The following is a 13,060-nucleotide window of genomic DNA, read 5'->3' as shown; positions in this document are numbered from 1 at the left end:
CTTCAATCGTACCGGTCTATGACGTCCGAAAAACCGAAGCGTCACGATAGTCGCAAATCTTCTGTTTACAAAATCCAATCCACACACGCCCGGCCAGGGTTGACGAGCGTGTAGAGCCTTCACGATTTCACCGTATTTAAAACGCCTATTCGGCGGCGAACGCCTTATTATGACGGAGTTGTTTCTATATATTTCAAAACCCCACCACTCGCAGCCAGGGATCCGGACCTGTCGAATGGCATCCTTCTGGAGCTGAGTGCATGAACAAGTCTGCTTTGCGCAAGAAAGCGTTATCGGTCGCCTGGGTGCTCGGCGTACTGCTGATAATCGATGTGTTCCCCGAAACCACGCTGGTGTTCCTCTGCCTGGTAGGGGTGTGCGGCGTCTACGACTTCCTGCGTAACGGTCTGTATGACCGGCCGACCCTGAGCAAATACTTTATCGGCAGTGGCCGCAACACCTGGCTGCTGGCGCCGTTCAACACGCTGTTCGACCTGTTGAGCTCGCGCAATCGCCACATCTATACGATGCGCGACCTGCCACCCGCCTGGCGCGAAGACCTGCAACAGGTCATCGACGATGCCATGGCCCACAAGGAAGAAATCATCGGCTACCTGGATGTGCGCATGGCCGAGAAAAAACGCGGCATGTTGTTTTTCCAATGGTACGGACGGCCGATCGAAACCACCCTGGATATTCCTGAGCTGCGCAAAAAGCTGCCATTCGTGAAGACCATCGGCGTGTCGGTATTCAACGAAAACCGCTCGACGTCCTTTCACTTCGGCCCGCTGCGCATGATGTTCCGCGTGCTCTACAACATGGCCCCGGCGCCCCATCACGACGGCGTGTACATCCAGGTCGGCAAGCACAAGCATTACTGGCATGACGACCCGCTGTTTATCTTTGATGACACGCTGATGCACGCGTCCTTCAACAAGAACGATGCCAAGCGCTACTGCCTGTTTATCGATATCGTGAGGCCGACGCCGCTGCCGTCCGTGCTTAACGCCGTGATCGCGGGTTTTGCCGGGCTGGTCTTTACCCTGCGTCGGGTTTTCTACAAAAACTGGAAGCTGATTGAGTAAGTTCTGCGGCATGATGGTGGTGGGCGGTGTTTGCACTCAGCCTTGCGCCTGAGGTAAATATCCGTCTCGTGCGACCGAATTCGGCGCCCACCCTTCTCAAGCCATCGCCTCCTGAGCAGCGCGGTGGCTGTGCTTTCAAGGAATCAGAATGCCCCAACGCCAAGTCATCAACGCCTCCGTCAGCCCCAAGGGCAGCCTCGAAACCCTGTCCCAGCGTGAAGTCCAGCAACTGAGCGAAGCCGGTACCGGCAGCATTTACACCCTGTTCCGCCAATGTGCCCTGGCGATCCTCAACACCGGCGCGCATATCGATAACGCCAAGACCATCCTCGACGCCTACAAAGACTTTGAAGTGCGCATCCACCAGCAGGACCGTGGCGTGCGCCTGGAACTGCTGAACGCGCCCGCCGACGCGTTCGTGGATGGCGAAATGATCGCCAGTACCCGTGAGATGCTGTTCAGCGCCCTGCGCGACATCGTCTACACCGAGAACGAGCTGGACAGCCAGCGCATCGACCTGAGCAACTCCCAGGGCATCACCGACTACGTGTTCCACCTGCTGCGCAACGCCCGCACGCTGCGCCCGGGTGTCGAGCCGAAGATCGTGGTGTGCTGGGGCGGGCACTCGATTAATACCGAAGAATACAAATACACCAAGAAAGTCGGCCACGAACTCGGCCTGCGCAGCCTCGACGTGTGCACCGGTTGCGGTCCGGGCGTGATGAAAGGCCCGATGAAGGGCGCGACCATTTCCCACGCCAAGCAACGCATCACCGGCGGCCGCTACCTGGGCCTGACCGAGCCGGGCATCATCGCCGCCGAGGCGCCGAACCCGATCGTCAACGAACTGGTGATCCTGCCGGACATCGAAAAGCGCCTGGAAGCCTTCGTGCGTGTCGGCCACGGCATCATCATCTTCCCCGGCGGCGCCGGCACGGCCGAAGAGTTCCTATACCTGCTGGGCATCCTGATGCACCCGGACAACCGCGACGTGCCCTTCCCGGTCATTCTCACCGGGCCGAAACAAGCCGCACCGTACCTGCAACAACTGCACGCCTTCGTCGGCGCCACCCTCGGCGAAGCCGCGCAGGCGCACTACCAGATCATCATCGACGACCCGGCCGAAGTGGCCCGCCAGATGACTGCCGGCCTCAAGGCGGTGAAACAGTTCCGCCGCGAGCGCAACGACGCGTTCCACTTCAACTGGCTGCTCAAGATCGACGAAGGCTTCCAGCGCCCGTTCGACCCGACCCACGACAACATGGCCAGCCTGCAACTGAGCCACGCACTGCCCCCCCATGAACTGGCGGCCAACCTGCGCCGTGCGTTCTCGGGGATCGTGGCGGGTAACGTCAAGGACAAGGGCATTCGCCTGATCGAAGAACACGGCCCGTACGAGATCCACGGCGACCCGGCCATCATGAAGCCACTGGATGAGCTGTTGCAGGCGTTCGTTGCCCAGCATCGCATGAAGTTGCCGGGTGGCGCGGCGTATGTGCCGTGTTATCGCGTAGTACAGTGATCTCGTCAGGTAATTTGCTTACAGCCGCCAGGCTTTACTGGCGGTCGGTCATAGTTTGTATTTCTTTGCAGCATGGTTAAGCGTGCGGGAGGGCTGAGTTCAGACTAGGTTTTCATGACCCCGACTCATCCTCCACCTGAAGAGCGACCTATGGACCAACGGATATTGTCCTCCACCATTCCTTACCCTAAGGTAAGGAGCATCATGTTGGAGATCTTTACCATGGCGACCGCCACACTTACCTCAAAAGGGCAAATCACCATCCCCGTCCAAGTCAGGACCGCACTTGGCCTGGAAACAGGCGACCGCGTCGAGTTCGTCGAAACGGAAGATGGCAAGTTTTCCATCATTGCAGCGAGCAAGACTGTCCATGATCTCAAGGGGCTGATCCGGAAGCCTGCCAGGGCCGTGTCCATTGACGACATGAACCGCGCCATCGCAGCACAGGGAGCCAAGGCTGGATGATCGGGCTGGATACCAATGTGCTGGTGCGCTACGTCACCCAGGATGATCCCGTTCAATCCCCCAAGGCCTGCGAATTGATCGAATCCCTCACCACGCTTTCGCCAGGGTTTGTCAGCCTGGTGTCCGTGGTGGAGCTGGTATGGGTATTACAGAGCTGCTACCAATGTGCCAAAAATGACATTGTCGTCGTTCTGGAAACACTGCTGCGCACCCGTGAATTGACCGTCGAACATGCCGAGGTCATCTGGCAGGCGCTTCGACGGTTCACGGCCAACAACGCCGATTTTGCCGATTGCCTGATAGAGCGCTGCGCCCACGCCGCCGGGTGCGAATACACCGCTACCTTTGACCTCGGTGCGGCCAAGGCAGCGGGTATGAAGCGTCTGGGCTGAGCGGCAACATTGCGGCAAGGGGCAGGCTTTGGTAAAAATCGCGTCAATCCCTAATCGAGAGAACGCCCCACGTGCGCACGCTTCTTCTTGCTGCCCTGGCCCTGACGCCGTCCCTCGCCCTGGCCGAGATCATCTGGCCCGACCTGCCAAAGAGCTGCTTCGTCAGCGGGCGTTCTGCCACCAGTGTGGATGTGGACAACGGCTGCGCAGCGTTCCTGATCAATGTGCAAGGCAAGGCCGCCGGTACGCCGATCAAGGTGGATATTCCCCAATACGCTTTTCACATCGACGAAGCCAGCGGCAAAGAGACACCGGTGATCATCATCCAGGCCGAAGAGAACGGAGAGGTCAAGGCCGTGGGATACAAGGAACTGGGCACCGATCAACTCGGTGCCGCGCTGCTGCGGGAAGTACGGCTCCTGGGTACAAAGAAGCCGTCCTAGTCGGGGTTCAACGAACCCAGCCACCCACCTGCCAGTGGTAACCATCATTGCGCTGCACCCAATGCGGATGCACATAACGATAGCCTTCGCGCACCGGCTCCCAATGGCCGTGTACGGCAACGTAGCGCCCGCCCTCCCAGCGCCAGTAACCACGTGACCATATGTAACCTTCACGTACGGCAGGCTCGACTTCGATGACCTGGGCCGGCGGCGGTTGTGGCGCGACCACCTCGACATATTCACGTTGTACAGGCCGGCGCTCATGCACCACGCGCTCCTGCACACACCCAGACGCCGCGACCACAACTGCCGCTAATGCCGCGTAACGTAACAACATACAACCCCCTCGGGCGTTATCGCCCAACACCTGCACCGGTAAAAATGCCCCCGTGTTTCAGCCGTGCTCCTGCTCAGGCCTGGGTACTTTTTTAACAGGTTGTGTCTGTCGGATTGCTGAAGCAGCACGCATCAAGGGTGACCGAAGCGTCCCAACACCGCTTCGACGAAGCGTCTCAGCTTGGCCGTACGCTGGCGGTTCGCCGTGTAGACAAGGTGCATCGGCCGGCTCGGGGCTTCAAAGTCCGGCAGCACTCTCACCAATTCGCCCCTGGCCAATGCCCGGCGCAAGAAGTCTTCCGGACCGAGCACGATGCCAAAACCATCCAGCGCGGCGGACATCAAGGCCCTGCTTTCATTGATCTGCAAGCGACTGGCAACTTGCACCTTATAAGGCGTCGAAGCCTGGTAGAACACCCACTCGCGATCCGCCGGCCGCGACCAGAAGGCGTAGCCGAGGCATTCATGACGCTCAAGGTCCGCCGGGACCTGTGGGGTACCGCGTGCCGCCAGGTACTCCGGCGAAGCGCAGACCACCAGGCGGTAAAGTGCCAGTGGCCTGGCTGTCAGGCCGGTGATCGCCAGGGGGCCGATACGAAAAGCGGCTTCATAGCCCTCCTCCACCAGGTCCACGAAACGGTCGGTCAGGTGCAGGTCGATTTCCACATCCGGGTTGTCGCGCAGGAACCCGGTAATCAACGGCATCAGGCTGTAGGAGCCGAAGGTGACGGGCGCGGTGATTTTCAGCTTGCCGCGCGGCGTGTCGTTCATGATCTGCGCCAGTGAATCAGCAGCCTCGGCTTCTACCAGGATATGTTTGCAACGCTTGTAGTACGCGCTCCCCAACTCCGTCAGGCTTTGCCTGCGTGTGGTGCGGTTAAGCAAGCGAGCGCCCAGGCGCTGCTCCAGCGCGGTGACATGTTTGGCCACCATCTGCGGCGACATCCCCAAGCGCTCGGCAGCCCTCGCGTACGAGCCCAACTCAGCAGCCATCACAAAGGCATTCATGCTCGACAGGCGATCCATCATTCCCTACTCCCAGTAACAACATCCACACCAAAACGACGATTTATCGCCAATTGGTTGCCAATCATCATAACCGCTCCCCCCCATGCATTGGAGCAAGACCATGAAGATTGGTGTTATTGGAGCAGGCTTTATCGGGCGCGCCGTGGCCCAACTGGCACTGGCGGCCGGGCATGAAGTGATGTTGAGCAACTCCCGTGGCCCCCACACCATGAGCAGCGTCGTGAGCGGCATACTCGGCGTGCAGGTGGGCAGTGCCGACGACGCCGCCAAATTCGGCGATGTGGTGCTCGTGGCGATTCCCCTGGAGCATTACCGCAGCGTCCCGACGCAATGGCTGGAGGGCAAGACCGTGATGGACGCGAATAATTACTACCCGAACCGCGACGGCCATATACCGGTACTGGATCGCTTCGAAACCACCACCAGCCGGTTGCTCGCCGAGCATTTGCCCCATTCACATGTAGTCAAAGTGTTCAACGCGATCTTCGCTCCCGACCTGACGCAGGATGCCCGCCCCCACGGTGCCCCCGACCGCCGGGCGTTGCCGGTGGCAGCGGATGACGCCGCAGCGAAGGCACGCGTCATCACGCTACTCGACGAACTGGGGTTCGACGCCGTGGATGCCGGCAGCCTGGATGACAGCTGGCGGCTGGAACGCGGCAAGCCGGCCTATTGTGTCCCGCTGGACCAGGATGGCTTGAAGGCAGCGCTGGCCGCCGCCGAGCGTACGGTTGAACTACCGCCTGTCGAACGGACCCGCCGTTAGACACGCACAAAAAAGCCCGCTGACCGTTACCGGTTCAGCGGGCTTTTTGTTACCGGCAAGGTCCTGACCCAGGACCTCCCCAGCGGTTTACAGCGCCAGATCAGACGCCGGCTTGCTCGGCTCAGCCGCAGGCTTGGCAGCCTCGGTGGCGGTAGGAGCAGCCTGTTGTGGAATCGCAGGCGGTGTAGGCAGTTGCAGGATATTGGCGGTGTAGGCCCATTCCTTGGCAACAGCCTCAGGACTGTCGTTCAGCTTGGTGCCGTAGCTCGGTACGATCTGGTGCAGTTTTGCCTGCCACTCAGGGGTCGCAACCTTGTCCTTGAACACTTTCTGCAGCACGGTCAGCATGATCGGAGCCGCAGTGGAAGCGCCTGGCGATGCACCCAACAGGCCTGCAATGGTGTTGTCGGCGGAGCTGACCACTTCGGTACCGAGTTTCAGGACGCCGCCCTGCTCTTCGTCACGCTTGATGATCTGCACGCGCTGACCGGCTTGCCACAGGCGCCAGTCGGATTGCTTGGCGTTCGGGAAGTACTCCTGCAGCGCCTTGAAGCGGTCGTCATCCGACAGCATCAGTTGGCCGGCGAGGTACTCGACCAGTGGGTATTCACGAATACCGACTTTGGTCATTGGCCAGATGTTGTGAGTGGTGGTGCTGGTCAGCAGGTCCAGGTACGAGCCTTCTTTCAGGAACTTGGTCGAGAAGGTCGCGAATGGGCCAAACAGAATCACGCGTTTGCCATCCAGCACGCGGGTGTCCAGGTGCGGAACCGACATCGGTGGCGCGCCAACCGAAGCCTTACCGTAAGCCTTGGCCAGGTGCTGCTCGGCGACGGTTGGGTTATCGGTCACCAGGAACGAGCCGCCCACCGGGAAGCCAGCGTATTCCTTGGCTTCAGGAATGCCCGACTTTTGCAGCAGGTGCAGTGCACCGCCGCCAGCGCCGATGAACACGAACTTGGCGTCGGTTTCAGTCTTGGTGCCGTCTTTCAGGTTTTTGTAGCTGACACGCCACGAACCGTCGGCGTTCTTGGTGATGTCCTGCACTTCGCTCGACAGTTTCAGGTCGAACTTAGGTGTGGTTTGCAGGTGAGCGACGAACTGGCGGGTGATCTCGCCGAAGTTCATGTCGGTCCCCAGCGGGCTCCAGGTGGCCGCGATTTTCTGGTTCGGGTCACGCCCTTCCATCATCAGCGGAACCCACTTGGCGATCTGCGCCGGATCTTCGGAGTACTGCATGCCAGCGAACAGTGGGCTCGCTTTCAAGGCTTCGTAGCGCTTCTTGAGGAACTTGATGTTGTCATCGCCCCACACGAAGCTCATGTGCGGTGTGGTGTTGATGAACGAACGTGGGTTCTTCAGCACGCCCTGGCGGACCTGCCAGGACCAGAACTGACGGGAAATCTGGAAGGCTTCGTTGATTTCGACCGCTTTCGGGATCTCAACCACACCGTCCTTGTTTTCCGGGGTGTAGTTCAGCTCAGCCAGGGCCGAGTGACCGGTACCGGCGTTGTTCCAGCCGTTGGAGCTTTCTTCGGCGACGCCGTCGAGGCGCTCGACCATTTCCATCGACCAACCCGGCTCCAGCTCGTTAAGCCAGACACCCAGGGTTGCACTCATGATGCCGCCGCCGATCAGCAGCACATCGACTTTCTTTGCCTCTTCCGCGTGAACGGACGTGATCCCCAGCGACAAAGCCAGCCCCAGCAGGGCAGTGTTTACTTTTTTAAACATCAGTAGCACCTATGATAAAACGCCATCCGCCCCACCGCCCCTGGTCATGGGCAACCCTCAATCACGCTGCGCCAGGCAACGCACCGCGGGGTTTGCACATTCACTCGGGGACCGCAGGGTGGGCACACAAGGCCGACGTATCGACCTCACTTTTATGTCCCTTCTGCGCTGACTTCTTATCATTATTGGCTTCAGCTACCTGGGCGACAGCGACCCACCGGGACGTATACGGATGTACGTACCAGAGAGAGACCAGACCAAGATGGCGCGCAGAATATCATGCCCGGCGCCGGATATGGACTCGCCAGTCGGACGGCCATCAGTTCGCCAGTTTTTAAGATCTGTCTCATGTGCCTCTAAATCGCCGCAATGCACTATGGATTGGCTCCCCCACGGGATGAGCACACAACCTTCCATCTCTCTAACGAGGCATTGCAATGCTGAACAAACTGAGCCAACTCACCCTCGCGTGCGGCGCTTGCTGGTTTCTGACCGGGACTGCACAGGCGGCGGATGGGCAGATCGAATTCACCGGTTCCGTGACCGATAACGCCTGCACCATCACCACCGGTGACGTGAACAAGTCCGTGACCCTGGACCCTGTACGTATCGCTGACTTTGCGCCGACCGTGGGCTCCACCGCCAAAGCCAAAGCTTTCTCCATCAGCCTGGACAACTGCAGCACCGCCACCCGCAAAAACGCGGCGATCACGTTCAGCGGCCAACAAGACGCCAGTGACTCCACGCTGCTGGGCCTGACCGGTGAAAACCAGGTGCGCGGCATCGCCATCCAGATCGCCGACGCCCGTACCGGTAACAAGCTGGCGCTGAATGAGCCAACCGCCGATTACGACCTGCGCCCACAGTCCAACACCTTCGACTTCACCGCCGCCTACGTTCGCACCGTTGCCGACGTGACAACCGGCGAAGGCGACGCTGCCGTGACCACGTCCGGTATCGGTACCGGTCAGGTGCACGCGCTGGCCAGCTTCGACGTCACCTACAAGTAATTGCTCGTCAACACCGTGGGCCACGCGCCTGTGCGCTGGCCCATGGATTCCAAAGGTCCCCTGTCATGCGTTTGAAACTGTACTTTTTCCTCGCCCTGTTGCCGCTCTGGCATAGCGCGCCAGCGAATGCCGCCGTCACTGTCGGCGCCACGCGGCTGATCTACGACGGCGCGTCCAACGAAGCCAACCTGACCGTGAGCAATCGCGAAGACACCTCGCCCTACCTGGTGCAGTCCTGGGTGAGCCGTTTCGGCAGCGGCAACGATGAAAGCGTCGATAGCTTTATCGTCACCCCACCCCTGTTCAGGCTCGATGCCAACAAGGAAAACATCCTGCGCATCATCTTCACCGGTGGCGCCGATGTGCCCCAGGACCGCGAAAGCCTGTTCCTGATGAACGTCAAGGCGATCCCGGCCATGAGCGACGAGCAGAAAGGCAAGAATGTATTGCAGATCGCGCTCAAGACCACCATCAAGCTGTTCTACCGCCCGGCCGGCGTTAAGGGGTCGCTCAAGGACGCGGTGGCGCAGGTGACCTGGAAGGCCAACGCGGGCGCCTTGCAGTTCAACAATGCCTCCAAGCTCCACGTGGTAGTCAGCGAGCTGAAGCTCAACGGTCTGCCGATCACCCAGGCACCGGATGTGCTGCGCCCGGGCGAACAGCGCGACCTGCCGATCCAGGCCAAAGCGGGTGATGACGTGTCGCTCAGCTACATCGATGACTACGGCAGCACCGTGGACGCCGCCGTAATCCGCATTCACTGACACCCGCGCCTACCTCTTCAGGAACGCCCATGCCTCGTTCACTACCATTCGCGCGCCGTCGCGCCGTGAAGGCCTTCGGCTGCCCGTTTGCGGCGGCCGTGGCCTTGCACCTCGCCCCCGCACAGGCTGGCTACGAGTTCGATCCGTCGTTCCTTGAGATCGGCGGGGGGCAGAGTTCGGCGGCGGTGAAACAACAGGTCAGCGCCATGAGCGAAGGCCAGTTGCCGGGGATCTACCGGGTGGATGTGTTGATCAACCAGCGCTCGGTCGATCAGCGCGATGTGCGCTTCGTACGCGTCAACGGCTCGGCGGATCGCTCGGCCACCGGCCTGTTCCCCTGCCTGGATGCCGAGTTTTTCCGCGCCCAGGGGGTGGCCGACAGCGCCCTGCACAACCGCAGTGACGCCGATGCCAGCTGCATCGCATTCGACCAGGGGCTGGTCGGGTTGACCTACGACTACGACTTCAACCGCCAGTTGCTGTCCATCGAAATCCCCCAGGCTTACCTGGGCAGCATCCCGTTTGAGGTACGCCGCCGCCAGTGGAGCGACGGCGAGCACGTGGCGTTTACCAACTACAGCTTTACCGGCAGTCGTGCAGAGTCGGACACCGGGCGCCGCCAGAACCAGTTCGGCAGCCTGCGCAGCGGCATCAATGCCGGGGCCTGGCGCCTGCGCAATTTCTCGACCTGGCAGAAAGGCACGGGCGACACCGGGCGCTGGGAATCCCTGGAAACCTACGCCCAGCGCGACATGGGCAACATGATGGCAATCGCCACGGTGGGCGATTCCACCACCGAAGGCGACCTGTTCGACGCCATCCCCTATCGCGGGCTGGGCATCGCCTCGGACCTGGATATGTTGCCCGACCAGGCCCGCGAATTTGCGCCGGTGATTCGCGGCATTGCCAATGGCCGCTCGCGGGTGATCATCCGCCAGCGCGGCTACGTGATCCATGAGCAGTGGGTGCCGTCGGGGCCGTTTGCCTTGACCGACCTGTACCCCACCGCCAGCAACGGCGATATCGAAGTCACGGTCGAAGGCCCGGATGGCCAGCGCCAGGTGTATACGCAGTCGTTCTCGTCGGTGCCCTACATGCTGCGCGAGGGGCAGCAAAGTTATTCGGTGTTCGCCGGCCAGTACCGCCCAGCGCAATCGGCCTTCCAGCAGGACACCCCGGCCTTTATCCAGGCGTCTCTGCGGCGGGGCTTGAGCGGCAGCACCACGCTGTTCGGCGGTAGCCTGCTCAGCGATCAATACAACGCCGGGCTGCTGGGTTTTGCCCACGACTTTGCCGGCTTTGGCGCGATTTCGGTGGACGTGACCCACGCCCGCAGCGAGGCCATGGGCCATGACCAGACCCGCGCCAGCGGCCAGTCGTTTCGCTTTCGCTATTCCAAATCCCTGGCGGCCACCGACACCAACTTCAGCCTGATCGGCTACCGCTACTCCACCGGCGGCTACTACTCGTTCAACGAAGCGCTCAACAGCCGCAATGCCGAGCAGACCCTGGACACGTATCGCAGTGGCCATATGAAAAGCAACTTCATCGCCAACGTGTCCCAGCAACTGGGCGGCTACGGCGGCGTCTACGCCAACGTGTCGAAAACCGACTTCTGGAATAAGAGCAAGGCCGACACCTCGATCCAGCTGGGCTACACCGTGAGTTCCGGGAGCATTTCCTATTCCCTAGGGCTGAGCGTGAACAAAGGCGCCAATACCGATGATCGCAGCCTGTCCCTGAGCATCAGCATGCCCCTGGGCGGTACGCGCAACCAGCGTGTCACGGCCAACCTGAACCAGAGTGCACGTGGCGCCGCGTCACGCACGGCAACCCTCAGTGGCAACGCGTTTGAAGACGACACCCTGGCCTACAGCGCGGGGGTGTCGCAGCAGGTCAACGGCAACCAACGCCAAAGCGGCGGCACCCTCGCCGCCCAGTACGACGCCCCGAGCGCGATTGTGCGCGGCGCCTATAACGAGTCCACCGGCAACCGCCAGCTGGACGTGGGCGTGGAAGGCGCGGTGGTGGCGTATGGCAGCAACCTGATGTTCAGCCAACCGTTGGGCGAAACCAATGTGATTGTGGCCACACCGGGTGCCGCCGATGTGGCGATCACCAACAAGCGCGGGGTGCGCACCAATGCCAACGGCTACACGGTGGTGCCGTCGGCCCTGCCCTACCGCAAGAACCGTGTGTCGCTGGACACCCAGTCGATGTCCGCCGACGTCGACATCGCCGAACCGGTGCAGGAGGTCACGCCCAATCGTGGGGCCTTCGTCCTGGCCGACTTCGACACCCGGCGCGGCAAACGCATTCTGTTTCGCATCAGCGACACACGCGGTGAACCCGCCCCCTTTGCCGCCCGCGCCGAGCTGTTCGCACCGGACGGTCGCGCCCTCGGCAACACATTGGTGGCGGACAAAGGCCGCGCGTTCCTGACCGGCGTGCCGCCCGAGGCGCGATTGTTGATCAGCGTGGACGGGCAACCGTGGTGCAGCCGCGATTTGAACCTGCAAGACGACGGACCTGCCGAGGGCGGGATTACGCAACTGACTATTCAATGTGAGCGCGCGGCCAGTGGGTCGGGTGCCGGAGATTCGTGATGATGGCTCTGAACCTACGTAGCTGGCGGATGCTGGCGTTGTTGGCTGGCGTGCTTTGCGGCCTGTCGTTTCAGGCACAGGCACTGATCGGCGGCAACGTCGAATGCGGAACGCCGGGCTACCCCACCTTTGGCTACCGCTTCCAGCCGGGTGAAGCGATCAATGTCGAGTACAGCGGTACGTGCACGATTCGTCGTGCCTTTCCCTATGCCGCAGGCGTGAACACCAGCATCACCTACGGAACCGGCTACAACCATGCTGCGCTGCAGTTTGTAGACCCCTCCAGCTGGACCTACATGCCACTCCTTGATCTTGGCCAGTTCAGTGGGATTTGCCTGGGCGGCCCATGCCAGCGATTGCCCCTCAACACCGTGCTGCGCTACCGCTACAACCTGGTGGGCACCGCGCCCAGAACCACCGGCACGCGCAATGTCCAGGTACGAATCGGCGTGACCTCCCTTAACTACCTGGCGTGGGCCGAGTGGTTCCTGGATATGCCTTTTACGTACACCGTCTACACACCAGCCTGCACGTTGAGTTCGCCCAGTGCCGTCAACCTGCGCTTCGGCAACATCAGCAACGCCGACCTCAGCCGCCAGGTGCAATCCACCACGGTCTCGGTCACCTGCGCTGCCAACGTGCAAGCCACCGCCACGCTCAGGGCGAGCCAGGCAGTGGTCAGCGCCACGACCGGGGTGTCGCGCACCACGCTGGCCGGCCTGAACATGCAGGCGATCTGGACCGACTCCTCCAACCCGGTGGACCTCAGCGGCGTGCGCAACCTGCAATTGAAGACCGGCAGCAACAACGTGAATCTCAGCTTCAAACCGCAACTGGTGGCCGGCCAATCACCCACCGGCGCCTTCCAGAGCCAGTACACCCTGACCATCAACTATCGCTGAGGCCCT

At 61.2% G+C, this 13,060-nt stretch carries 13 protein-coding genes; 10 read left to right on the top strand and 3 right to left on the bottom strand.

Going from position 1 to position 13,060, the window contains the following annotated elements:
- The first annotated feature begins 260 nt into the window (after positions 1-260).
- The 5 genes from AD670_RS12650 to AD670_RS12630 all read left to right on the top strand — a co-directional run bounded on the left by AD670_RS12650 (position 261) and on the right by AD670_RS12630 (position 3,907).
- Entirely contained in the window at positions 261-1,085 is an 825-nt protein-coding gene (locus AD670_RS12650) for an aspartyl/asparaginyl beta-hydroxylase domain-containing protein (RefSeq protein ID WP_053132392.1), read from the top strand.
- A 148-nt stretch (positions 1,086-1,233) separates the two neighbouring features.
- The gene (ppnN, locus tag AD670_RS12645; RefSeq protein WP_053132389.1) at positions 1,234-2,607 is read left to right on the top strand and encodes a nucleotide 5'-monophosphate nucleosidase PpnN; all 1,374 of its coding nucleotides are present in this window, start codon (positions 1,234-1,236) and stop codon (positions 2,605-2,607) included.
- Positions 2,608-2,814: 207 nt separating this feature from the next.
- Positions 2,815-3,072, top strand: coding sequence for an AbrB/MazE/SpoVT family DNA-binding domain-containing protein (locus AD670_RS12640; RefSeq protein ID WP_082340966.1), 258 nt, complete (start codon positions 2,815-2,817; stop codon positions 3,070-3,072).
- Positions 3,069-3,464 (top strand): PIN domain-containing protein, encoded by a 396-nt coding sequence (locus AD670_RS12635; protein ID WP_053132385.1) that lies wholly within the window; start codon positions 3,069-3,071, stop codon positions 3,462-3,464. The genes AD670_RS12640 and AD670_RS12635 overlap by 4 nt, the downstream gene beginning before the upstream one ends.
- 71 nt (positions 3,465-3,535) lie before the next feature.
- Positions 3,536-3,907 carry a hypothetical protein gene (locus AD670_RS12630; protein WP_053132382.1) on the top strand — a complete coding sequence of 124 codons (372 nt, stop codon included), beginning with the start codon at positions 3,536-3,538 and terminating at the stop codon, positions 3,905-3,907.
- Between the two features lie 7 nt (positions 3,908-3,914).
- Here the strand turns inward: AD670_RS12630 and AD670_RS12625 are convergent, their stop codons facing one another.
- Both AD670_RS12625 and AD670_RS12620 read right to left on the bottom strand, forming a co-directional pair.
- On the bottom strand, positions 3,915-4,244 hold the full coding sequence (locus AD670_RS12625; RefSeq protein ID WP_053132380.1) for a YXWGXW repeat-containing protein: 330 nt from the start codon (positions 4,242-4,244) through the stop codon (positions 3,915-3,917).
- Positions 4,245-4,375: 131 nt separating this feature from the next.
- On the bottom strand, positions 4,376-5,272 hold the full coding sequence (locus AD670_RS12620; protein WP_053132377.1) for a LysR family transcriptional regulator: 897 nt from the start codon (positions 5,270-5,272) through the stop codon (positions 4,376-4,378).
- Between the two features lie 100 nt (positions 5,273-5,372).
- Here AD670_RS12620 and AD670_RS12615 point away from each other — a divergent pair, with 100 nt between their 5' ends.
- Positions 5,373-6,038 carry an NADPH-dependent F420 reductase gene (locus tag AD670_RS12615; RefSeq protein ID WP_053132374.1) on the top strand — a complete coding sequence of 222 codons (666 nt, stop codon included), beginning with the start codon at positions 5,373-5,375 and terminating at the stop codon, positions 6,036-6,038.
- Between the two features lie 87 nt (positions 6,039-6,125).
- Here AD670_RS12615 and mqo read toward each other — a convergent pair whose 3' ends face one another.
- Positions 6,126-7,772 (bottom strand): malate dehydrogenase (quinone), encoded by a 1,647-nt coding sequence (gene mqo / locus AD670_RS12610; protein ID WP_053132370.1) that lies wholly within the window; start codon positions 7,770-7,772, stop codon positions 6,126-6,128.
- A 437-nt stretch (positions 7,773-8,209) separates the two neighbouring features.
- On the opposite strand from mqo, the gene AD670_RS12605 reads away from it, so the two are divergent.
- The 4 genes from AD670_RS12605 to AD670_RS12590 all read left to right on the top strand — a co-directional run bounded on the left by AD670_RS12605 (position 8,210) and on the right by AD670_RS12590 (position 13,054).
- Positions 8,210-8,782, top strand: coding sequence for a fimbrial protein (locus AD670_RS12605; RefSeq protein WP_053132366.1), 573 nt, complete (start codon positions 8,210-8,212; stop codon positions 8,780-8,782).
- 65 nt (positions 8,783-8,847) lie between these two features.
- The gene (locus AD670_RS12600; RefSeq protein ID WP_053132364.1) at positions 8,848-9,546 is read left to right on the top strand and encodes a molecular chaperone; all 699 of its coding nucleotides are present in this window, start codon (positions 8,848-8,850) and stop codon (positions 9,544-9,546) included.
- Between the two features lie 29 nt (positions 9,547-9,575).
- The gene (locus AD670_RS12595; protein ID WP_053132361.1) at positions 9,576-12,152 is read left to right on the top strand and encodes a fimbria/pilus outer membrane usher protein; all 2,577 of its coding nucleotides are present in this window, start codon (positions 9,576-9,578) and stop codon (positions 12,150-12,152) included.
- Complete coding sequence (locus AD670_RS12590; protein ID WP_256243900.1) at positions 12,152-13,054, top strand: fimbrial protein; 903 nt, start codon at positions 12,152-12,154, stop codon at positions 13,052-13,054. Before AD670_RS12595 ends, AD670_RS12590 begins: the two co-directional genes overlap by 1 nt.
- Positions 13,055-13,060: the final 6 nt, after the last annotated feature.

This window comes from Pseudomonas sp. MIACH (assembly GCF_001269925.1).
Lineage (GTDB): Bacteria > Pseudomonadota > Gammaproteobacteria > Pseudomonadales > Pseudomonadaceae > Aquipseudomonas.
This window is presented reverse-complemented; position numbering and strand designations above follow the sequence as displayed.

Bases quoted from the DNA above. Each gene is read 5' to 3' on its own strand.
- AD670_RS12650 (WP_053132392.1), top strand. From the start codon at position 261: ATGAACAAGTCTGCTTTGCGCAAGAAAGCGTTATCGGTCGCCTGGGTG.
- ppnN (WP_053132389.1), top strand. From the start codon at position 1,234: ATGCCCCAACGCCAAGTCATCAACGCCTCCGTCAGCCCCAAGGGCAGC.
- AD670_RS12635 (WP_053132385.1), top strand. From the start codon at position 3,069: ATGATCGGGCTGGATACCAATGTGCTGGTGCGCTACGTCACCCAGGAT.
- AD670_RS12625 (WP_053132380.1), bottom strand. From the start codon at position 4,244: ATGTTGTTACGTTACGCGGCATTAGCGGCAGTTGTGGTCGCGGCGTCT.
- AD670_RS12620 (WP_053132377.1), bottom strand. From the start codon at position 5,272: ATGATGGATCGCCTGTCGAGCATGAATGCCTTTGTGATGGCTGCTGAG.
- AD670_RS12615 (WP_053132374.1), top strand. From the start codon at position 5,373: ATGAAGATTGGTGTTATTGGAGCAGGCTTTATCGGGCGCGCCGTGGCC.
- mqo (WP_053132370.1), bottom strand. From the start codon at position 7,772: ATGTTTAAAAAAGTAAACACTGCCCTGCTGGGGCTGGCTTTGTCGCTG.
- AD670_RS12605 (WP_053132366.1), top strand. From the start codon at position 8,210: ATGCTGAACAAACTGAGCCAACTCACCCTCGCGTGCGGCGCTTGCTGG.
- AD670_RS12600 (WP_053132364.1), top strand. From the start codon at position 8,848: ATGCGTTTGAAACTGTACTTTTTCCTCGCCCTGTTGCCGCTCTGGCAT.
- AD670_RS12595 (WP_053132361.1), top strand. From the start codon at position 9,576: ATGCCTCGTTCACTACCATTCGCGCGCCGTCGCGCCGTGAAGGCCTTC.
- AD670_RS12590 (WP_256243900.1), top strand. From the start codon at position 12,152: ATGATGGCTCTGAACCTACGTAGCTGGCGGATGCTGGCGTTGTTGGCT.